The 23,936-nt window shown below is 72.1% G+C and carries 3 protein-coding genes; all 3 read right to left on the bottom strand.

The window, feature by feature from the left end; genetic code table 11:
- Positions 1-16 precede the first annotated feature (16 nt).
- Genes IE195_RS04345 through IE195_RS04355 form a run of 3 tightly spaced genes read right to left on the bottom strand, consistent with a single transcriptional unit; the run spans position 17 to position 23,561 of the window.
- Complete coding sequence (locus tag IE195_RS04345) at positions 17-7,180, bottom strand: beta-ketoacyl synthase N-terminal-like domain-containing protein (protein WP_191268098.1); 7,164 nt, start codon at positions 7,178-7,180, stop codon at positions 17-19.
- Positions 7,177-21,483 (bottom strand): non-ribosomal peptide synthetase, encoded by a 14,307-nt coding sequence (locus IE195_RS04350; protein WP_191268099.1) that lies wholly within the window; start codon positions 21,481-21,483, stop codon positions 7,177-7,179. The genes IE195_RS04345 and IE195_RS04350 overlap by 4 nt, the downstream gene beginning before the upstream one ends.
- A 14-nt stretch (positions 21,484-21,497) precedes the next feature.
- A complete protein-coding gene (locus tag IE195_RS04355; RefSeq protein ID WP_308428391.1) occupies positions 21,498-23,561 on the bottom strand; it encodes an alpha-ketoacid dehydrogenase subunit alpha/beta in 2,064 nt (687 codons plus the stop codon).
- Between the last annotated feature and the right edge of the window lie 375 nt (positions 23,562-23,936).

The raw sequence follows: 23,936 nt of genomic DNA on the forward strand, positions 1-23,936 counted from the left end.
GTGTGGTTCGGGCGGATCAGGTGAGGTTGGCGGCGGAGCCCGGCCCGCCTTGGGAGCGCAGCAGGTGCAGCGCCTCGTCGACCGACATGCGTTCCGCACGGACGGCGTCGAGCACCGCTACGACGTCGGTCTCGACCGTGGCGGGGACGTCGGGGACGGGAAGGGCGGCGGCGGTCCCGGTCGGCGTCGGATCGGCCCCGCCGAGTCGGGCCGCGGCGATGTGCCGCGCCAGCTTCTCCAGGCCCGGATGGTCGTAGAGGACACCCGCCTTCTCCTCCAGCCCGTATGCCTCGTTGATGAGAGAGACGTATTCGACGCCCAGGATTGAGTCCAGACCCAGCGACACGAAGCTCGCGTCCGGTTCGAGGGCGTCCGGGGTGGAGTAGAGGATCTGGGCGAGCAGGGCCCGCAGGTCATCGGTGATCCGACGGACCCGGTCGGCCTCTGGCTCTTCCGCGCGCACGGGATCGGCGGGGTCCCCGGCCCGGGACTCGTCCGCGTTGGACGCGGTGCGCACGCCGTTCGCGCTCTCCGCCGCGAAGTGCGCGAACGCGGCGGGTGTCGGGTGGTCGTAGAGCGCGGTGGCCGCGATCGTCGTTCCGAGCCTCGCGTTGACGCCCGCGGTGAACTCGACGCCCAGGATCGAGTCGACGCCCATGTCGGTGAAGGCCAGTTCCGGCTCGATCCCTTCCGGATCCGTGAACAACACCTCGCCCAGCACCTCCCGAACCGTGTCGTCGGCCTTCCGTCTGGCTGTGTTCGAGGGCCGCGCGGTCCCGGAAGCGGGCACGGGGTCCGGGGCGGGAGCAGGGGCGCTGGGCACCGCGGGCTCGGGTACGGGCTCGGGCTCGGGCGGGGCGGGCTCGGGCGGGGCGGCCGCCGTCCTCGTGACGGAACGGAGTTGGACCTTCTTCTTGGCGGGCATGGGAGCCTCCTCCGAGGGGGTAGGGGAGAACGCCGGGACGGGAGCCGGACGCGACCGCGTCGGCGGCGTCACAGCGGCTTCCGGAGTCAGCCCGGTACCGGGGCGCCGCCCGAAGTCGCGCAGGTGCGAACGGACGGATGCGTCTTCTCCGGAGTCCTCGTCCCGGTCTCCCAGGTGGGCGATCTGCGCGTCGTACCAGCATCGGACCCGTTCGAACGGGTAGTGCGGCAAGGGGACACGGCGTGCGCCCGCCCCAGCGCCGCACGCCTGCTCCTTGTCGATCCGTTCGCCGCGCAACCAGTCCGCCACGGGCCCGTCCTCCTCGTCGGTCGAGCCCCGGACCCCGCCCTCCGCGATCTTCACCAGGCCCTGGAGCAGCGAGTCCGCGTCGTGTGCGCGGACGGCCGCCCGACACGCGAGGTCGACACGGCCTACCGCCATCGTCAGGGCCACATCCGCCGGACGCGGCGCCTCACCCCGGTCGGTAGCGGCCGTGAGGAAGGCCCGTAGGTCGCGGGCGTAGGAGGCGAGAGCCTCGTCCGTTCGTGCTGAGAGCAGCACGGTGACAGGGCCGTCGGCCGGATCCGGCTCCGCGCGCGGCGGTGGGGCCTCGACCACGACGTGGACGTTGGCTCCTCCAGCGCCGAAGGAACTGATACCGGCGCGCAGGGGCCGCTCCGAACCGTCGCGGGTCCTCCACGGCTCTACGCCCTTCTGAACGCTGAAGGGCACGCGGTCGAAGTCGATCTCCGGGTTGGGCGGGTCGGAGTGGAGGGAGGGGACGAGTACGCCGTGCCTCATCTGGAGCAGGACCTTGGCGAACGCGGCCGCGCCCGCCGCCGACTCCAGGTGCCCGACATTGGACTTGACCGAACCGATGGGGACGTCGTGGGGACCGGTGACCCCGCCTCGCGCAAACACCGACGTCAGCCCGCGGATTTCGATGGGGTCGCCCAGCGACGTGCCCGTACCGTGTGCCTCGACGTAGTCGAGCCCTCCCGGCCCTATCCGGGCGTCCGCGAGCGCGTCGCTCACCAGATCCGCCTGGGCACGGGGGTTCGGAACGGTGTATCCGTTGGTCCGCCCACCGTGGTTGGCCGCCGTGCCGCGGATGACCCCATGGATGTGGTCACCGTCCCGGAGGGCGGCGGTCAGGGGTTTGAGGAGGAAGGCTCCCACGCCCTCGCCCGGGACGTAGCCGTCCCCTCCCGCCCCGAAGCTGCGGCAGCGGCCATCGCTGGCCGCGAATCCCCCGCGGGCGAGCATGAGGTACTTGTTCGGGTGGATCAGGACGTTGACGCCGCCCGCGATGGCGACCTCGCAGCGTCCCGCGCGCAGCGCGTCGACCGCCGTGTGGATCGCGGTCAGCGCAGAGGAACAGGCCGTGTCGACGGCGACGCTCGGCCCCTGGAAATCGAAGAAGTAGGACACCCGGTTGGCGATCGACCAGTAGGCGCTGTTGGCCAGGATGGGATTGCCGCGCAGCCGTTCCTCAGCCTCGTGGAGTTGGTACTCGCCGTACATGACCCCGGCGAACACGCCCACCTGACGGCGCCGGGACGGGTTCTGAGCCTCCGTCAGCCGGTCCGGAGTACGGCCCGCGTCCTCCATCACCGCCCAGCACGCCTCCAGGAAGAGACGGGCCTGGGGGTCGATGATCCCGGCCTCACGAGGGGAGATGTTGAACAGCGGGGCGTCGAACTCCTCAACGCCGTCGATGAACCCGCCCCACTTGGTATAGGTGCGATCGGGCCGGAGACGGTCGGTGTCGTACAGCGCGTCCGCGTCCCACCGGTCGCGCGGGACCTCCGTCACGCAGTCGCGCCCGTGCACCAGATGGTCCCAGAACTCGTCTAGGCCGTCGGCCTGCGGGAACCTACCAGCCATCCCGATCACCGCGACGTCCGTCTCCCGCGGCCCTGTCACCTGAGCGGGAACGAGGGCGGGCGAGGGGGCGACGGCCTCTCCCTGGCTCCTGCGCGGGTCTGCCGCGTCTGGCGCCGGCGGTGCCGTCTCCGGGGCGGCGTCCGCTGCTTCAGCCTGCCCGTCCCGGGAGCCGCCGGCGAGGCGGGCGCTGAGCTCCGGGTACTCGTCAGCGAGGAAGACCGCCAGTTCAGCGACTGAGGCGCATTCGAAGAGCAACGTCTTGGGTAGTCGGCCGAAGTGCTCTCCGAGTAGTTCGACGACGCGTATCGCCAGCAGGGAGTCGACTCCGAGGGCGTCGAAGGGTCCCTCTGGAGTGATCTCGTCGGTATGGAGGCCGGTCGCTTCGGCCACAGCTCCGATGAGCAGTGGTTCCAGCGCATGGGCGAGTGAGGTGTCCTGGCCCGGCTCCCCCGGCCGTTCGGGGGCGGTGTCGTGCGGACGGTTGGCGGCCGGGGCCGCGGGTTCGGCCGCGGGCGTGACCTCAGCCGGTCCCCGCAGCGCGGGGAGGGCCCGGGTGAAGGAGTCGCGGTCGCCGCGGATCACGAGTGGCGTGACGGGCTCCGGCCGGCCCAGGAGCTCCTCCAAGACAGCGAGGCCCTCCGACGTCTCCAACGGCTCCATTCCGTGCTCGGCGAGGACCTCTTCGGTCGTCCCGCGCTCGCCCATACCGCCATCGGCCCAGTAGGGCCACGCCACGGAGAGCGATCGCCCGCGCCGTGCCCCTCGCTCGCGGAGCCGCTCCCGGTGGCGGACGAGTTCGTCCACGGCGGCGTTGGCGAAGGCGTAGTCGGCCTGTCCCTGACTCCCGAGGGCCCCCGACACGGAGGAGTAGACCGCGAAGAAGTCCAGCGGCCAGTCGGCGGTGGCACTGTCGAGTGCCTCGGCTCCCGCGAGCTTGCCAGCGACGACCTCGCGGACCTGGTCCGATTCCTTCCGGATGACGTAGGAGTCACGGACGGCCCCGGCGCAGTGCACGATCCCCGCCACCGGGGCGCCCCCGCCGGCCAGGCGCAGGGACACGTCCCGCACCGCGGCCCGGTCAGTGCAGTCGAGTCGGACGTACTCGACCGATCCGCCCACCCGTTCGGCCCGCTCGGCCAGGAGGCGCACGTGTCGCGCCCGGTCGCCGTCGAGTGGGGAGCGCCCGGAAAGCACGAGGCTGGCCTCGTAGCGGTCAACGAGGTGGTCGGCGAGGCCGAGTGCGAGGCGCCCCGCGCCGTTGATCCAGTAGCGTCCGCCGCGCACGAAAGGCGTCCCGGCGTCCACGGTGGGCTCCAGGGGGCGGAACGCCGGGGTGCGGAGCGGTTCGCGGGCCTTCACCACGAGATGGCGGGACGCCGGGGCGTCGGACGCGCCCGCGGCGATCGCCCGGTGCAGATCAGCGTCCCCGGTCCCGGGTTCCATGGCGGCTGCCACGAGCCGGAAGCGGGGGTTCTCCAGCGCCAGGGAGCGCCCCAGCGCGGCGAGGCCGCCGGCTGCGATCCTCGCTGAGGGGTCCTCCGCCGGATAGGGGACGAGCACGGTGCACCCGCGCCGGGCCCACGGCCGCAGGAGGGCACGCAGGAAGGCCAGGGTCGTGACCGCCCTGTCGATCGCGCTGTCGGCGGCGCTGCCAGGCACCGTTCCCTGGGCGACGGGCCAGACGACTACCGGCGGATCACCGTCCGGGAAAGCGGCTCCTACCTCCTCTCCCAGTCGCATCGCGCCGTCGGCGTCGACGGGCTCGGGCCAGTGCCGGTCCGCCCCGACGGATGGTGCGTCCCCGATGACCGCGATCGGGCCCGCGACGGGGGCGCCGTCCGGGTACGGCTCCTCTGCCTCCTGGAAGAGGTGCACACGCTCGGAGCGGTACTCCGCGGCGACCCGTCGTAGCGCGAGCCCGGCCAACGTCAGGAGAACGGTTCCGTCGTCGTCCGCCACGGTGACGTCGAACCTGCGGACCCGCGCGCCCGAGCGTGCGGGAGCGCACGGGCGGACGTGGATCCACACCTCGTCGCGGGGGGTGCCGTGGAGCGCGATCCGGTCGATGGCGAAGGGCAGCATGGTGCCGCCCGTCAGGTCCTCGTCCCACACGCAGCCGAGCACGGACTGCAGTGCGCCGTCGAGAAGGGCCGGTGACACGGCCCGTCCCCGGGGACCGCCGCCCTCGGGTAGCGCCGCCCTCGCCAGTGCCCCGCCCTGGCCCCGGCGCAGCTCCCGCAGGACGCGGAAGGTCGGGCCGTAGTCCACGCGTCCTTCGGAGAACCGGCGGTAGAGGGATGCGGGGGAGATCGGCTCCGGGCAGGAGAGCCGTGTACCGGCGATGTCGAGCCGCTCCGGTCGCGGTGGGACCTGGTCGGCCGCGACCACCCGCGCGGTGGAGACCGGCTCCGGCGCACACACGCGTACGTCCCCGTCCTCGATGCGGGCCACGATGCGGGTCGGCTCGGTGATCCACACGGGCCGCAGCAGGACGACGTCGGTCAGGACCGCGGGCGCCCCTTCCTCTCCGAGTGCGGCGAGGGCGGCGTCGATCTGCACGGCCGCGGGCAGGAGCGGTCGCCCGTCGACGCGGTGGTCCGCCACGATCGGATCGCCGGGACCGAGCTTCGACCCGTCCTCGCTACCGGGTCCGTCGTGTCCTGGACGCCGCCAGCGCTGGCGTGCGAAGGGGTATCCCGGCAGACGGATCCTCCGCGCTCCGGGAGCAGGAGGCACCCGGGGTACGTCACCGCCGTCCAGCCAGGCCAGATACTCCGGAGTCGCGCCGGGCGTGGTGTCCGCGCCCTCACCGGAGGCGATGGTCCGCAGTTTCTCGGCGAGCTCCCCCGCGCCGTCGGCTCTCACCAGCGCGCGGACCTCCAGGTGGGACCTGCCCGCCCACAGCGTGTGGGCGACGTCGGCCGGACGGATCCCCGGGTCCGCACCGACCCGGTCCGCGAGTGAGGCCGCCAGGGCGCGCAAGGCCTCGCCGGTCCGCGCCGACAGGGGCACCCACACCGTGCCGGACGGCGCCGCTTCCCCCGGGGGGGCCGCGGCGGACGGGGCCTCCTCCACGACCACGTGCGCGTTGGTCCCCCCGACTCCGAACGAACTCACCGCGGCCCGCCGCGGCTCTCCGGACGCCGCCCACGGGGCGCGGTCCCGCGGTACCCGGAGCGCCCCCGTACCGCGGATACGCGAGTTGAGGTCGTCGAAGGAGGCCTGGGGCGGGATCTCCCCGTGTTCGAGTGCCAGGACCGCCTTGATGAGACCGGCGATCCCGGCCGCCGTGTTGAGGTGGCCGATCGTGCCCTTCACCGAGCCGAGCGCGGCCCCGTTCCCGGCTGTGCCGTAGACCCGGTCGAGCGCGGCGTACTCGATGGGATCGCCGAGGTGGGTGCCAGTCCCGTGGGTCTCGACGTAACCGACCGATTCCGGGGCTGCGCCGGAGACTGCGAGCGCCTCGCGAATCACGTCTTCCTGCCCCCCGTCGGAGGGCGCGTGGTAGTCCATTTTCGCCGCGCCGTCGTTGTTGACCGCGCTGCCCCGGATCACGGCCCGGATCGGGTCCCCGTCACGGAGTGCGTCGCTGAGGCGGCGCAGAACCACCACTCCGACACCGTTGCCGAAGACCGTCCCGTCGGCGTTGTCGTCGAAGGGGCGGCACACCCCCGAGGGTGAGAGGATCATGCCCGGGGCGGACAGGTATCCCGCCTGTGGAAAGTGCAGAGACGCCGCACCGGCCAAGGCGAGATCGCACTCTTCCCCCAGGAGGCTCTCGATCGCCAGGTGGGTGGCGACGAGACCGCTGGAACAGGCCGTCTGCACGGTCATGCTGGGTCCGGTGCAGCCGAGGACGTGCGAGATACGGGTCGCGGCGAAGTCCTTGTCGGACGAGGAGAACCGTGCCATGCCCGCGGCGTCGAGGTCGGTGATCCGCACGGGCGGGTGCGTCGACTGCCCCACGGAGGCGAAGACGCTGGTGCGCGCGCCTCCCCGCCGGGGCGGCACTGACGCGTCTTCCAGGGCGTGCCAGGCACTCTCCAGGAGGATTCTGTGCTGTGGTTCCAGCCATTCGGCGTGCTGGGGTGTGTAACCGAAGAAGCGCGCGTCGAAGGCGTCGGCGTCGTCCAGTACCGAACCGACGGGGACGAAGTTCGGCCTCCGGGTCGTCTCGGTGTCGTGGCCCAACCGGATGAGGTGCTCGGTCTCGTGGCGACGGATACCCGTTCCGCCTCGGCTGACGAGTTCCCAGAGCTGATCGGCAGAGTCCGCGGGGCCGAATCGGCACGCGAGTCCGATCACGGCCACCGCGTTGGGGTCGTGATCGGCGAGCGGTGCGCTGGCTTGGGTCGAACCGTGAGTCATAGGGTTTCTCCGAGTCGGTACGCGCGCCGCAGTTCACGGCGGGAGGCGGTGTCCGGCCCAGCCGGCGCGGGGGCCGCGCCCGCTTCCGGTGACGGCCGTGGCCGGTCCGGCCGGGGTGGGCCGATTCGACTGGTGAGGAGTGCCGACTGGGCGTCCACGGTGGGGTTGGCGAACAGGTCGGTTACCTCCAGCTCGGCTTCGGGGTAGAGCGCGTCAAGTCGTGCCAGCAACCGTCCGAGCAGTAGGGAGTTCCCGCCCGCGTGGAAGAACCGCTGGTCGTGCTCGACGCGCGCAACGCCGAGGACGTCGCACCACGCAGCGGCGACCCGCTCGCGCACGTCCGCCTCACCCGGCCCCCCGTCAGCGGACGCGGGACCGGAGGGGTCTTCCTCGGAGTCGATGAGCTCGGCCGCTCTGGCACGGTCCGTCTTGCCGTTGAGCGTCAGCGGCAGGGCGTCGGCGACCACGGTCCGGGCGGGCAGCATCCACGGAGGCAGGACCGTTGAGGCCGCCTCGCGGAGAGCCGCGTGGGAGGGCTCAGGTGCGCCCCGGACCGGTTCGATCACGGCGACGATCCTGGCGTGGGCGCCCTCGCCTCGGGCGTAGGCGACCCCACGCGCCACACCGGGGTGTCGCTCCAGCGCGGCCTCGACCTCGGCCAGTTCCACACGGTGCCCGCGGATCTTCACCTGGGAGTCCGCCCTGCCCAGGAAGACCATCCCTCCTTCCGGGACGGTCCTGACGAGGTCTCCCGTGCGGAAGTACCGTCCACCGCCTTCGCGGAGCAGGGGATGGGCCGTGAAGCGCTCGGCAGTGAGCTCGGGCCGGTTCCAGTACCCGCGCGCAACCCCGGGGCCACCGATCCACAGTTCTCCCGGTTCCCCGGGCGGTGCCTCGCCGGACCCGCCGACCCCGGTGACGACCAGATCCGTCGCACCGATGGGTTCGCCCAGGGACACCCGGCCGCCGTGCTCGATCTCGGCGATGGTCGACCAGATCGTCGCCTCGGTCGGCCCGTACACGTTCCACAGCCGGCGGACGCGCGCCGTCAGCTCCCGTGCGAGGCTGTCGGGCAGTTGCTCGCCTCCGCACAGCGCGGTCAGCCCCGGGGTCCCCCGCCACCCCGCGTCGACGAGCAGGCGCCATCCAGCCGGCGTCGCCTGTAGGGCGGTGATACGGCGTTCTGTGAGTACGCGAGCCAGTCTCCGGCCGTCCACGGTGTCGGCCTGGTCGGCGATCACGACCGTGCCGCCCGAGAGCAACGGGAGGAAGATCTCCAGGACCGAGATGTCGAAGCACACCGTCGTGACGGCGAGCAGCCGGTCCGAGCGCGTCCATCCGATGCGCCGCGCGATCGCGTCGAGGGTGTGGACGACGTTGGAGTGGGTCACCGCCACACCCTTGGGCCGACCGCTGCTCCCCGAGGTGAACATGAGGTAGGCCAGGTCGGCGGGGGCGACCCCCGGAAGGTCGCGGGGATCCGACGGAGAGGACGTGTCCTGGGACACGGCCGCGGCGGCGTCCAATCGCCGTACGCCCTCCGGGAGCCGGTCGGCCAGGTGCGCGTCGGCGACCGCGACCGCACAGCCTGCGTCCTCGATGATCATCCGCAGCCGCTCCAGCGGATAGGAGGCGTCGAGCGGCACGTAGGGTCGTCCGCTCCTCAGCACGCCCAGCAGAACCACGGGTAGGCGGACCGAGCGGTCGACCAGCACCGCGACCGGTTCTCCACCGCCCGACTCATCCTCCACACGCGCGGCCACCCGATCGGCGCCCTCGCTGAGCTCGGCGTATGTGAGCGATCCACCGGCGTCCTCGGCCGCGACCGCCTCGGGACGGGCTTTCGCCTCCGCGTCGAAACGCGCCAGCAGGGTCGCTGCCTCCGGAGACATCAGGTCGCCCACGACGGCGTCGTGCGAGTGCCCGATCTCCGTGACCATGCGGCGCAGGTCGTCGACGAGCGCGTCCACCGCTTCACCGTCCAAGGTGCTCGACCGGTGGTTGGCGATCACGTCGACCCCGGTGGCGGTGACAGCCACTTCGAGCCCCAGGTCGAAGTGGCCGCGCTGGCCACGACGGTAGAAGTACCGGTCGGGAAGGATGCGACGCGGGCTCGAGTCCCGTTTCCAGTTCTGGAAGGCGAGGGTCACGGAGGGAACGGACGGTTGGCCCCCCGCCTCACGGCACATCTCGGCGAGAACGGGGTACGGCGTCTCGGCGTGTGCGAGGGCGTTTCGCACCTCCTCCTGGATCTCACGGAGCCAGGTTGCGACCGGACGCGCCGGGGTGAGATCGACCTGGATCGGTACCGAGCCCATGAAGCACCCGACAGCGGACTCCTCAGCCGCGGCCCCCCGGCCGTGGACCGGGACGGCCACTCGGAGTTCCCTGGCCCCCGTGGCGCGTCCGAGGGCCGCGCTGAAGGCCGCCAACAGCACCGCGAAGGGAAAGACCCCCGCACGCGCCGCCGTCTCGTGGAGCAGGTCGGCGACGCCTGAGGGCAAGCTGTACTCGCGGTGCTCGCCCACGGCGTCGTCGGCTGCCCGCGTCGGGAAGGGGCGGCCCGTGGCGGGCTCGGCGAGGCGGCGGCGCCAGTAAGCCGCCGCACGTTCCCCGCCCTCCCGCTCGTCGGCGTTCTGACGGCGCAGGACGTCCGCGAAGTCGGCGGCGGGGGGCAGCGGCGCCTCCTCGCCCGCCTGGGCGCTGTACAGCGCGTCGAAGTCGCGTCGGAGGATGTCGGCGGACCAGCCGTCGACCGCGAGGTGGTGCGTGGTGAACTGGAGCACGTCTCCGTCGGCGCCCGTCCAAAGCACCGTCCGCAGAAGCGGTTCGGCGGACGGATCGAAGCGACGGTCTGCCTCGGCCCGTACCAGCGCGTCCAGGTCGTCCTCGGGACCGACCCGTCGACTGACCGGTTCGGGCGGGAGGCCGGACGGTACGAACACGAGCTCCCCGTCGGCGAAGCGTACGGACGCGGCGAGTACGCGGTGGCGTTCCACGAGCGCACGCACCGCACGGGCCAGCGCGTCCCGGTCCGCTCGTCGTGGCAGGCGCCAGGCGAGCGAGATGTTGTAGGGCGCCTCAGGGGCCGCGGTCTGGTCGGCGGTCCAGATGCCAACCAGCCGGTCCGGGAGCAGGACGTGCTCGTCGGAGCGCACCTCGGCCCTCGGTGACGGCGGTCCCGCTGGCTCGACCGTCGCCCCGGTCGTCGCGGAGAGCCGGACGGCCAGGTCGTTCAGCGTGGCGCTGTCGAGGAGAACGGACTGGGGCACACGACCGAACTCACCCTCCAGGGCGCGGTTGAGTCGCAACAGGGCGACGGAGTCCACGCCGAACTCCTCAAGCGGCGCGTCCGGCCGGATCACGGCCGGATCGACGCCCACCGCCTCGGCGACGTGCCGGGCCAAACCGTCGATGATCCGGGGGTCGGAGCCGCGCCTCTCGGTACCCGAACCACTGACTGGGGCGGAGCCGCTGGGCCCGACGTCGGGCTGCTCGACCCCGAGCGCCCGCTCCCACCGGTCACGGTCGCCCGCGACAAGGGCGACGTGAGCGGAACCCGCCTCCGGTGCCAAACGCGGCCACAACGCGCGCACCGCGCCCGCCGTGTCGAGGGGCCTCAGTCCGTAGGTGTGGTGAAGGTGGTCGAGCGCCGCCTCCGGGGGGCTCATACCGGCTCCGGCCAGGATCGGCAGTGCCACCGCGGCTGTGCGTCCGCTACGGCTTCCCTGGGCGGCCCACCGGTCGCGAGCCCGGGCGAACCCGTCGAGGAACCCGTTGGCGAACGCGTAGTCGCCCTGCCCCTCGTTGCCGATGAGGGCGGCCAGGGACGAGGCCATGACGAAGAAGTCCAGCGGGTGGTCCGCGAAGGCGGCGTCGACAGATACCGCGCCGAGGGCCTTCGCCCGGCAGACCTCCTCCACGTCCTCAAGGGACTTCCCGCGCAGGAAGCCGTCCCGAAGGAGGCCCGCCATGTAGAAGACGCCGCGCAGACGGACGCCGTCGCGTTCCAGGTTCGCCGCCAACGCGCCGACCTGTTCCCGGTCCCCGGCGTCGCAACGGTGATAGGAGAGCGCGGTCGGCCTGGCGGCCACCCCCGCGGTCTCACGCAGGGAGTCGAGCACGGCTGGATCCGGCTCGGAACGGCCGGTCAGGACCACCCGTGCGTCAGGGCAGGCCCCCAGGACGGCCGAGGCGACCCGCCTGCCGAGCCCTCCGAGTCCTCCGACGATGAGATAGGTGCCGTCGGGGCGCACCAAGTCGGCTGGGGCCGCGGGCGGCAGCCCGGTTTCGGGTCTGAGCACCGGCGTGCGCCGGCCGTCCGCGCCGCCGAGGCGTACCCAGTCGTCCGCGGGGTCGTCCTCCGCGAACAGGCGGGGCGCCAGGGACGCCTCGTCCGCAAGGGCGTCGCGTTCGACGAGGACGAGACACGGCCGGATCCGCGAGGTCTCCGCGCCCAGAGTCCTCAACAGCCCGTGGAGCGCGTGGTGCACGGGACCCGTGTCGTCTCCGGCGTCCGCGGTCACGAGGAGCCGCACTCCGTCGATGCCTCGCGTACGGATCAGGTCGCGGAGGAACGTGAAGACTGGGCGCAGGGTCGAGTCACGGAACTCCTCCCAGCCGGTCACGACCCCGTCGATGTCGAGTGGTCGGGCGCCGAAGTCGCACCCGACGACGCCGTCGAGGTCCACGAGGACGGTCCTCGGCGCACCGGTCTCCTCGAGCAGGCGGAGCAAGGCCTTCTCGTCCGCCTCGGCCAAACCGCTCAGCTCAGCGTGGGCGAAGCGCGCCAGCGCCTGGGCTGGACGTCCCGAACCGATGACCCACACGGGCCCGTCGGGCCCGGCGGACCGCCCTGGCCGGGGGGCCGGTTCCCAGCCGAGTCGGTAGCCTCCCACGTCGGGGGGCCGGGGGGTTTCGGAAGTCCGGGAGGTTTCGGAGGTTCCGGGAGTTCGGGGGGCTTCGGAGGCGGGGCGGCTCTGCGCGGCGGCCTCCTGGACACGGACCCGGAATCCGTCGGCCTCAGCGATCACCCGTCCGTCTTCGGACGAGACCACTCGCAGATCGAAGACGTGGGTCGCCCCGTCGTCGGCCTTCCGGGCCCGCACCGTGTGGAGATACACGGCGCCGGTGACCGGGCCGTGCACCGACAGGCGGTCCACCGCCATGGGTCGGTAACGGGCGCCCCCTTCGGGCGCCTCTCGCAGGAGTCCGTACACGGCGGTCTGACAGGCGGCATCGAGGAGGGCCGGATGCACGACGTGACGGCCGTCGGGATCCTCGCCCTCAGGCAGTGACGCGAAGCCGAACGCCTCGTCTCCATCGCTGAAGACCCGGCGGACGGCGCGGTAGAGCGGCCCGTAGGAGAATCCCCGGTCACGGAAGACCCGGTAGAACGCGTCTGCTCCGACGTACGCCTCCGCGAGGCGCCCCTCCAGGGCGTCGAGCGCGTACGTCAGTGTCGGGCGCACCGTTTCGCGGGCCGAAGGAGCCAGGTGCCCTTGCCCCACCGTGGTCGTTCCCGCCAGGACTCGGAACGCGCGTGAGCCGTCGACGCCCGGTTCGTCCAGTTCGGCGCGGACGGTCATCGGCAGGCCCCCGGCCGCGGCGGTCCACACCAGGTCGCGGATCTCGTGTTCGTACGGTGACACGCCACAGCTCAGCAGCGCCTCGTAGACGAGTTCGGGCTGCAGCGCAGCGGGCAGGACGGGCTCACCGTCCACGGTGTGGTGGGCCACCCAGCGCGCTCCGGAACCGAACCGCACCGACGCCCGAACGGCGTCGGGCGTGCGCAGGCTGTCGGAGAGTGGTAGGTCGGTCCGTCGCTCGTCCGAGCCGGTGGGGACCGACGGCGTCGGGAACACCACGCGCTCGAACGGGGTCGTGGGCAGAGCGACCCGCCGCCTCCCCGCATCGACCGCTGATCGCGGCCAGGCACCGTCGACGACCCACGCGCGGGCGGTCGCCTCGGCACGGACGGCGTCCTCCTCCGTGGTGAGCGCGGGGTGCACCCCACCTTCGGCGAGCGCCGCGAGGGCCGCATCGAGTGCGGCGCGGTCGTCGGTCTGGATCGCGGCGCGGTGCGGCCAGCACTCCCGCCCCACCGCGAGCGTGTGCGCCATGTCGGCCAGTCGGACAGGGTGGCGCGACAGGTGTCCGTCGTCGGGCTCGGCCGAGAGCCACGCCCGAAGCCGGTCCGCGAGCGCCCGCAGCCGGGGGCGGCTCGGAGCCGACAGCGGTATCGTCAGCGGCCCGTCGGGGCCCCCGCCCTCGGGCTCCTCGCGTGGGTGCCCCTCCAGAACGACGTGCGCGTTCGCCCCGCCTGCCCCGAAGGAGCTCACGGCCGCGCACGGCGGCCCTCCGCCCGGGCCGGTGGGCCACGCCTCCAGGTCTCGCTGCAATCGGAAGGCACCGTCACCGAGGTCGACTTCCGGGTTGGCGGGCTCGCTGTTCAGGGTGGGGGCCAGGCGTCCGTGGAGCATCTGGAGAATGGTCTTCGTCAGACCCGCCACACCGGCGGCGGCCTCCGCGTGACCGATGTTGGATTTCACCGAGCCGATCCGTACGGCGTCCCGCCGTCCGGGCCGGTCGCCGAAGGCGAGGGCCAGAGCCCTCAACTCGATGGGGTCACCGAGGCGCGTACCTGTTCCGTGCGCCTCGACGTAGTCGATGGCCTCGGGTCGTACTCTCGCCCGTTGGAGCGTTTCACGGACCACGTCGGCCTGAGCGCCGGGGTTGGGGACGGTATAGCGTCCGGCGCCTCCCCCGTGGTTGACACCCGTTCCACGGATGACGGCGTAGACGGTGTCGCCGTCGGCTACCGCCCGTTCGAAGGGCTTGAGCACGAGTGCACCCGCGCCTTCCCCCGGCACGAATCCGTCGCCTCCGGCACCGAACGCCCGGGTGCGGCTCCCACGGCTGGGCATCCCCAGGGCGCACAGTCCCGCGAGGCGGTCAGGATGCAGGTAGAGGTTGACGCCTCCGGCCAGGGCCATGTCGGCGTCTCCGGCCTCCAGGGCACGGCACGCCAGGTGCACCGCGGTCAACGATGAGGAGCACATGGTGTCGACCGCGAGGCTGGGGCCGTTCAGGTCGAGGGCGTGGGAGACGCGGTTGGCCACCGACGCCGCCGCCGTCACCGCGTATTCCGGATTGTCCGCGCCCGACCTCCGCGCGTCGCGCTGCGCGAGGAGGTGACTGTTGGCGGTGACTCCGGCGAAGACGCCCACTCGGCGCCCGGCGGATCCGGAGAGCGTCCGGCGACTGTAGCCGGCGGTCTCGAACGCCTCCCAGGCGATCTCCAGGAAGAGCCGTTCCTGTGGGTCCATCACCGCCGCATCACGCGAGGTGATGCCGAAAATATGGGGGTCGAACCGGTCTTCTCCGTCGACGAAGCAGCCCCAACGCGCATACCCTCCGCCGAGTGACCGGGCGGTCCGCCAATCCCAGCGGTGTCCGGGGACCTCGGTGACCGGACTGCGCCCCTCCGCCAGGAGGCGCCAGAACGCGTCGAGATCGGAGGCACCCGGATAGCGCCCCGCCAACCCGACCACGGCGACGCCGTCACCGCGACCGGACGGGGGGGTCGGACCGCGCGTCTCGACGGTAGGAGCGGCCGTGGGGGGCGCCACGGGCTGCGGCACCGGGACAGGTGACCCGGTGCCGGGGACCTCGCGGTTCTCCGGCGGGGCGGTGCGCGTGTCCGCGAGCCACCGTGCCAGGGCCAGGGGGGAGGTGTGCTCGTACAGGATCGTCGCGGGGAGGTCGTGTCCGGGGAAACGTTCCCTGAGGGCGTCGACCATCTCTCCGTTGAGCAGCGAGTCGACACCCAGGCCGGGGAAGTCGGCCCCGGAGTCGAGTCCGTCCGGTGCGCGGCCCGTCAGGCGCGCCACCAGCGTGAGGATTTCGGGCACGAGGTCGTCCGCCCCTTCGGGGGGGAGCCGATCCGCCTCCGGGGACGGGGACCCCTCCGCCCCGGCCTCCGGCGCCCGGAGCGCGGCCGTCCCGGACGCGCTGGTGGGCACGCAGCGCAGCACGGCCAAGGCCCCGGGGGAAGATCGGTGCGCGGACGCTTCGCGCCGTTCCCACCCGTGGTCCCGCAGGACCCGTGACCAGCCGTCCATGCTGAGCAGCGGCCCGTGCGGCAGCCGGTACCCGGGATCGGTGAAGCGCCACCAGCCTTCGGTGAGCCCGAACGTCACGGTGTGGCACACGGCGGGCACCACGATCTCCGCCATGAGGAAGGTCCCGTTCTCGGCGAGCAGTCCGCGGACGTGGTCCAGCGAGCGTGCCAGGTCCCGTGTCGCATGCATGACGTTGCTCGCCAGCATGATGTCGAACCGCCCCCGTTCGAAACCCTGCTCGCCGGGGTCGCGCTCGATGTCCAGGAGCCGGGTGTCCACACGGCCCCCGAAGCGCGTCCGACCGTGGTTGAGGAAGGCGGGGGACACGTCGGTGTAGGTGTACTCGGCGGAGGCCCCCGCCCGGTCCAGTGCGTTGAGGACGGCCTCGGTCGTTCCGCCGACACCGGCGCCGACCTCCAGGACGCGCGCGGGGCGTCCGGTACGGCGGTTGATGTCGGTGACGGCCGCTGCCAGGTGCGTGGCCACGTCCTCGTTTGCGGGGTCGAAGAGCCCGTTGCCGCTGTAGATGGCACCGACCGCGCTCATGTCGCCACCCGGGAACAGGACACCGGTCGCCCGGAGTTCCCCGCGGAGAACAGGCCCGAGGTCGGCCAGTGCCGCGTCGAGGAGATCGACGTGGCCCGCGAGGTCCGGGTGGTCGCGCAGGAGCCCCGCGCGCGTGTACCCGAGTTCGTGCGTGTCGGGAGGCGGGCTACCGCCGGCGGGGAGCACGTCCATGATCGCCGCCAGAAGCCGCCGGTGCCCGTCCACGATCCCGAGCCGCTCGGCCACCGTGTCGGGATCGTCGGTGCCTCGCCGCGCTTCGGTCAGCCCCAGGTCGGCCATCGCGCGCGCGAGCGCGGAGCGGGCGTACCCGTCGAGCCGGACGGCCGGGTCCGGACGGCCGTCCCCTGGGGACACGCCCAGGGACCGCAGTTGCCGCGGGTCGCCCGCAACGGCCAGGATCCGCGAAGCGCCGCCGCGCATACCCGCGTCCAAAGCGGCCGCCCCTTTCTCCGGAGGGAAGTCCTCGATCCCCGGGTACTGCTTCCGGACGTGGGCGGAGTAGCGACGGGCCAGGCCCGTCCCGCGCCACAGTCCCCAGTCGAAGGTCCGTACGGTCGGCCCCGTCCCGTCGCCCGCGGTCGCGTAGTGCCCCAGGAAGGCGTTGGCAGCCGCGTAGTTGAGGCCTCCCTCGCTTCCGAAGACCCCGGCGACCGATGAGAACAGCACGAGGTCGGTATCCGGTGTCCCCCGCAAGGCACGCCGGAGTTCGACCACCGCGCCGACCTTCGACGCGAGCGACCGGTCGAGATCGGCGGCGGTCATCTCCGTCAACCGCGCGTCGCTGACGGTCCCGACGCTGTTGATCACACCGTCAGGTTCACCGAAAACGCTCACGCACTCCTCGAGGAGCCGTCGCACGTCCTGCGCTGAGGACGCGTCGGCCCGCCGGTACACCGCCGTTCCGAGTTCCTCCAGGAGGTCGCGGATGCCGGGGTCCGGCTCCGACCGGCCCACCAGGACGAGCCGCGCTCCGTACCGGGAGGCCAGATAGCGGGCAGTCTCCGCGCCAACCCCCCGGGCGCCGCCGAGGACGACGTAGAGGCCCCCCTCCCGGAAGCCCCCGGCACCGGGCCCGTCGGACGGTTCCGGGAGCTCGACCAGGATCTGCCGGTACCGGCGCCCGCCGCGCAGCGCCACGAGCGCGGGAAGGCTGGCGCAGGGCTCATCGAGGACGGCCTCGACTGCGCTCGTGCCACCGCTGACGTCCTCCAGAACCCCGCCGGGCAGGTCCACGGCCGCGACGGTGAACGCCGACGACTCTCTCGGCAGGGTCCGCAGGGCACCGATGAGCGCCCCCTGGAGGGCGGCTCCCGGGGCGGGGAGGCCTCCGTCCGGTGCGGTCAACGCCGTGGTGGCGAGCCGGATCCGCGCGACGGCTCGCGCGCGGGACAGACTCTGGGCGGTCTCCACCAAGGAGAGGAGCCAGGAGCGCAGGTGTCCCACGCCCTCCGAGTCATCCGTCCATCGCGCACCGCCGACCAGGAGGCAGACGCGCACCGGGCCGTCGCCGGCTGAGGCCACGGCGTCCCGGACGGCGGACACGATGTCCTCGGACCGGTCCCCGGTCCCGACAGCGACCGCACCGCAGGAGGACCACACGGCACGGACGTCGTCGGCCAATGCGGCCGTGGCCCGGTCATACAGCACGAGGTGGGGGCCCTGCTCCCCTTCGGCTCGCGGCCCTTCCTCCTCGGCCCACCGCGAGTCGAACAGGCGGACGCGGTCGGCGCCCCGCTCCGGCGGAACGGTCAGGCGAAGTCCGCGCAACGACAGAAGCGGCTCCCCCGTGCCATCGGTCACACCGACGTCCACGGTGGCGTTGTCGTTCTCGGTGCCGACCAGGCGAGCGGTGAACTCGGCCCGGCCGGGGGCTCCGCCCGTCCACACGAACGAGTCGACGCCCGCCGCGAGGCGCGGCCGGTGGTCACCGACGGCGACGCACGCCGCCTGGAGCACGGTGTCCAGCCACGCGACCGGACACGTCCACCGCTCCCCCTCCCCGGGTACGGACAGCCGACCGGTCACCCAGCCGTCGGACTGGCGCAGGTCCGTCACAGCGGAGGAGAGGGTGTCTGTCTCCACCCCGCGGCGGGCGAGCTCGGATCCCAGGTCGGCGCTCCTCGTCCGAAGAGTCGACGGTGGCACGGGCGGGGGCTCGACGCGCCCGTCCGCGGGAACGGCTCGGGCCGCGCGTGCGTGCACGGTCCCCGAGCAGCGGACGGTTCTTCCCCCTTCGCCGGTGGCAGCCAGGTGGAGCGCGTGGCGGTCCTCCGGGTTCACCGGCGTGATGAAGCGGACCCCGTGGAGCTCACTACTCCCGCGTTCCGACATCAGGTCGAGGAGGTCCGCCCCGGATACGACCTCGCGCCCCGAGACCCGGTGCGCGGTCCCGGTCCGTTCGGCCCGGGGGTCGGCCCTGTCGCCCTCCGTCGCGTCAGCGGAGCCGGGCTCGTCTGCGGTCCCCGGGAACCAATGGGACCCCCGCTCGAACGGGTAGGGGACGAGCGGGATCCGGCGCGGACGGTCGGCCCCCTGCCACAGGGTCTCGCCGTCCGCGTCCTGGCCGCGCAGCCACGCGCGAACTCCGTCGCGGAAACCGTCGCCGGAGGGGAGCGCGGTCAGAGCGGCCTCCCGCCCCGGGCGCGCCAATGCCCCGTCCTCGTCTCCACGCGCGAGGGCACGTGCCGCCTCGACGAACGGTGCCGGACCCCGTGCGCAGAGCACGGCGCGCGTGCTCAGCGACTTGCGGCCGGATTGCAGCGTCCACGCCAGGGCCGCAAGGTCCGGACCGGTGCGCTCCACGAAATCGGCGAGAGCGGCGGCGAGCCGTCGCAGGGACCGCTCCCCGTCAGCGGAGAGGGGTATCGCGTATATTGCTTCGCCCCGGTCGCGCACCCGGGTTCGGGCAGCGGGTGGGGCCTCCTCAAGGACCGTGTGCGCGTTCGAGCCGCCGAAGCCGAAGGAACTGACGGCGGCACGGCGCACCTTCCCGTCGGCTTCGGGCCAGGACACCGCTCGGTCCGCCACGGCGAGCGGCGCCTCCCTGAAGTCGATTTCAGGGTTGAGGCGGTCGACGTTGGGCGTCGGGGGGATCAGCCCGTTGCGGAGGACGTGGACGGCCTTGATCAGACCGACGAGGCCGGAGGCGCCTTCCAGATGGCCGATGTTGGCCTTGGCCGACCCCACCCACATGCGGCCGTCTGGCCCCGCCGCGGTCCCCGGGGCGTCGACCGGTTTCGTCAGGACCTCGCGGACGGCCTCCAGTTCGATCGGGTCGCCGAGCGGCGTCCCCGTTCCGTGGGCTTCCAGGTATCCCAGGTCCGCGGCGGTCAGGCCTGCGCGGCCGAGCGCGGTGGCGATCAGCGTGCTCTGTGCGCGGGGGTTCGGCGCCGTCAGGCTCGCCGACCTCCCCCCGTGGTTGACGGACGTTCCCCGGATGACGGCGAGTACGGGATCGCCGTCGATCATGGCGGAGCGAAGCGGCTTGAGAACGACCCAACCCGCTCCCTCACCCCGAACGAAACCGTTCGCGGCCGCGTCGAAGACTCGGCTCTCACCGGAGCGGGAGAGCATTCCGGCGGTATGGAACGCCGTCGCGTTGAAGGCGTTGCTGAGGATGTTGGCCGCACCGACGAGGGCGACGCCGCAGTCACCCGAGCGCAGCGCGGCCTCGGCGAGGGAGAGCGCTGTCAGGGCCCCGGAGCAGGCGGTGTCGACGGTGATGCTCGGTCCGGTCGTTCCGTAGAAGTGCGACACACGGTTGGCGAGGAAGGCGGGAAAAGTCCCGACCGTGGCGTAGCCGTCCGCCTGACCGGTCGCCACGAGCAGCTCCCGGTAGTCGTAACTGCACGCGGCCACGTACACGCCCGTGTCGGTTTCCTCCAGGTGGTCCGGGTTCAGCCCGGCGTGCTCGAGCGCATGCCAGCTCGACTCCAGGAGTATCCGCTGCTGGGGGTCCATGGATGCCGCCTGCCGGGGCGTGACGCCGAAGAACTCGGCGTCGAACCGGTCGACACCGTCGAGCATCGCGGCCCGGAAGCCGTCAGGGACCGCGCCCGCCAGGCGCCCCGGGGGCACCTCGGCTATACGGCACTCCCCTCGTTCGAGCAGCCGCCAGTAGGCGTCCGTGTCGGCGGCTCCGGGAACGACGCACGACATTCCGACAACGGCGATGTCGCCGTCATCCGCCGGGGGCGCGGACTCCTCCGCCTCGGCGTCCGGCGTTCCACCGCCGCCGTCGGAGTGCGCGGACCCCGCGCACAGACGGGAGAGCGCCTCCAGCGTGGGGTGTCGCCACACGGCGGTAACGGGCACACGAGTGCCGAACTCCTCGCTCAGTTCCCGTGTCAGCTTCACGGCCCGCGCGGAATCGAACCCCTGTTCCCCGAGCGGGCGGCGCGGATCGAGGTCGTGCCCGGCGACACGTGCGGCGATACCGCCGACCCTGCCGAGGACGTCTCCGCCCGCCATCGTCCGCCGGAGCGGCGGGGCCGCTGACGGGCGGCTATCCGGAGCCAACGCGCGCACACCGTCCACGACCGCTCCGAGGTAGCGGGCAGCCCCGTGCCCGTTCATCACCGTGTGGTCGAAGGCCAGGACGACGCGGCGCACACCGGTCGGACCGGATTGTTCCGGTGCCCCGAGGAACAGTGTGGCGACAGCGGGAGGGACGACGACCGGGACGGCGAAGGTGACGTCCTCGTCCCCCAGGTGCGAGAGGGTCAGCGTGACGCTGCCGTCTGCCTCGGACTCCCCTTGCAGGGCGCGTTCGACAGCTGATGCGTAGGCTGTACCGAACTCCTCGTCGTCGAGGCGGTCCGCGCTACGCACCACGCCGACCGTCAGGTCGCCGTTCTCCTGGGCGCACGCGATCCCGAGGTCGGCTCTCTCGAACACGCGGACCCGATCATCGCCCACGCGTCGCGAACGTAGCGCGGGGAAGTCGGCGCAGGCGCGCGCCGCGGCAACGGCGAAGACTTGGAACGGGGTCGTGAACGCCCCCGTCTCGCCGGTACCGGTGAAGCCACGGGCCGCGCGCTCCAGTACGTCGTCCTCCAGATTCACCGAAACGACCGCGGTCACCGCCTCGGCCGCCCCCGTGCGCATCACCGCGTTGAGCCGCTTCTGCGACGCGCTGATCGGCTCGTCCACCGAGTCGTTACGCGACGTCCGCATGCTCGCCGCGTACCGCTCCACGTCGGCCGGCATGACGCTCTCCCCGCGTCGGGGGATGTCGGGCAGGAGGTTCTCATCGAAGCCCAGCCTTCGGGCATAGGCCCTGGTACGCGGGGGGATACGCGGACGCTCACCCGGCGCCGCCGGTCCCGCGGCTCGCGGTGACGCGCCTTGGGCGGGCTTCGTCGGCGGCGGTGGGGGCTCTTCCGCGGAGACCTCCGCGACCGGCGTCCCTACCGGGACCACTTGTCCCTCCTCGACCAGCCACCGGGCGAGCACCCCGGACGCGGGGGACTCGATGGCCAGCGCGGCCTTGTCGTGCTCGATCTCGTAGACGATCTCGTCCTTGGCCACTGTCTCGCCTGGACGCTTGAGCAGGGAGGTGACGGTGACCTCGACGATCCCCTCGCCGAGACGGGGAACAGTGAGTGTCGTCATGCGTGGCTCCTCCGTCATCGCAGAACCGAGTGGATCGCGGCCGCCACGTCACCGACCGAGGGCATGACCTCGTCCTCCAGGTCGGGGTGGAAGGGAACATGGATATCGTCCCGGGTCACCAGGCGCGGTGGTGCCAGGAGCGAGTAGAACTCCTCGTCCGTCTGGATGAGGTCGGCTAGGAGGCCCGCGCCGAAACTGCTCGTCCTGTTGTCCTCCTGGACCACCACGAGCCGACCGGTGCGGCGCAGGGAGGCCGCGACCGTCTCTCTGTCCAGGGGCACCAGCCACCGCAGGTCGATGACGTCGGTCGTGACGCCTTCCCCGATCAGCGCGTCGACGGCTGCCAAGCTCAGGTCCACGCCGTTGCCCCACGTGACGAGGGTGACGTCGGAACCCGTCCGTAGAACGCGGCTTCCCCGCGAAGGTGAGGGAGGGGCGTCGGTACGCTCCCGGCGCCGCATCAGGTTCTTGGGCAGCAACACGAGGGTGGGGTCGGGGGCTTCGAAGGATTCCAGGAAAACCGCCTCGGCGTCGGCGGGCGTCGAGGGAACGGCCACTCGCAGCCCCGGGAGGTGGGTGAAGAGGCTCTCGTTGCTCTGGCTGTGCCAGATCCCCCCGCCCGGGAGGTAGCCGCCCCAGGGTGCGTAGATCACCACCGGGCAGTTCCACGCCGAGAGCGTCCGCCAGCGCAGAGTGGTCAACTGAGCCGCGATCTGGTTCCACGCGGGGCCGACGAAGTCGATGAACTGCAGTTCCACGACCGGACGCATACCGGCCGCGGCCAGGCCCACCGCGGCGCCCACGATCGTGGCCTCCGCCAGCGGTGAGTTGGTCACCCGGCCGTCGGAGGTCTCACCCAAGCCCTTGGTGAATCCGAAGACACCGCCTTTGGGGTCTTCGACGTCCTCACCGAACACCACCATCTCCGGCTGGTCCCGCAATCCTGTCCGGAGGGCGCGGTTGACCGCGGCGACCATCGTGTCTCCGCTCCTGGCGGCCACGGGTCCGATCGCCTCGCACGCGGCGTCGCGCTCGGTTTGGGGCGCGAAGAGGTGGTCATGAACGGCTTTCGGGTCAGCCGTCGGCTCCGCAGCGACGCGGTCGAACGCCTCCTCCACATGCTCGGCCACGCGTGTTTCGGTGTCCATCAGCTGTTCCGGGGTGACGGTGCCCTCACGCAGCAGGCGGCTCCGAAAGACCTCGATCGGGTCGCGGAGCACGGCAAGTTCGTCCGGGGTCCGGTAAACGCGCTGGTCGTCGGAGGAGGTATGCGAATCGAGCCGGTCCAGTCGGCACCACAGGACAGCGGGACCGCCCCCTCCGCGCACGCTCGCGATGGCTCGCGAGGCCGCGTCGTGCAGGACGTCGGGGTCTGCCGCGTCGATGTCCCACATGACTCGGTCGGGGACCATCCCGAGCCCCGACGGGACGAAGTCCGCGGTCGGTGTACTGATCCCGTAGCCGTTGTCGGAGACGAGAAAGAGCACGGGCAGGTCGCGTTCCAACGCGAACGCGAGCGCCTCGAAGAACTCCCCCTGGCGGGTGGTGGCGTCCCCGACGGAGCAGAGAACCACTGACGACTCATCACGGAAACGCGCCGCCCAAGCGATTCCTGACGCGGGAAGGCACTGGCTGCCAGTCGGGCTCGCGATCGAGAAGACGTTTCCCGGCTGATAGCAGAAATGTGAGCTCATATTCCGCCCTCCGGAATGCGAGCGGGCTTTCCCCATGAGATCCCGAGCCTGCTCCTCGACATCCATTCCACGGGAAATCATGAGCGCCCGGTCGCGATAATGAGGAACAACGAAGTCGCCGCCCTCAAGCAGCTCACCCAGCACCGCCAACCCCTCGTGGCCAGCGGATGAAATATGGAACCAGGCCTTGCCCTGGCGGTAATACACTCCGGCTCGGCGGTCGCACTCACGCGAGAGCAGCATCCGTTCCAGGAGGCGACCACGGCGCTCCGCAGGCACGGGGAAACGGACGTCCTCCTGCACCCCGACCACCGAACCCTCTCGTCGTTTCCACGCGTCAGTCTCTGCCATTGCGGCCCCGGCTGTCGGTACTGATCTCCTCATGGAGAATCCTCGCGGGGATCAGCCTGAATTGGCAATCGCCCGAAAGTGTGAACTGAGGAAGCGGTTCAGGCCCGGGCTCCTTCTGAGGGGTTCGTTCCCGCTCATGACCAACGGCCCGGACTCACCCCTGGAAGTGAGGGGGCGACGACGGCTCCCAGCGCGGGGGTGAGCCTGGTACTACGTTCGAATTCGTGCGGACAGGGGTCCCCGAGTCTTCGGCAGAGGCTGATCATCGCGCGTCTTCGGTGCACGCCCCGCAAGTATGACCAGTTCAGCACGTGTCCGATATGAGCGAGCCCGGACCGGGCCAGGAGTACCGTCCACGTGAGCTGCCGACGGATCTCGGCGGCCTCACCTCCTCCCATCGGCTCGTTG

It is taken from the genome of Nocardiopsis terrae, assembly GCF_014651695.1.
Taxonomy (GTDB): Bacteria; Actinomycetota; Actinomycetes; order Streptosporangiales; family Streptosporangiaceae; genus Nocardiopsis; species Nocardiopsis terrae.

Coding starts and splice junctions, on each gene's coding strand:
- IE195_RS04350 (WP_191268099.1), bottom strand. CDS start 21,483: ATGACGACACTCACTGTTCCCCGTCTCGGCGAGGGGATCGTCGAGGTC.
- IE195_RS04355 (WP_308428391.1), bottom strand. CDS start 23,561: ATGAGGAGATCAGTACCGACAGCCGGGGCCGCAATGGCAGAGACTGAC.
- IE195_RS04345 (WP_191268098.1), bottom strand. CDS start 7,180: ATGACTCACGGTTCGACCCAAGCCAGCGCACCGCTCGCCGATCACGAC.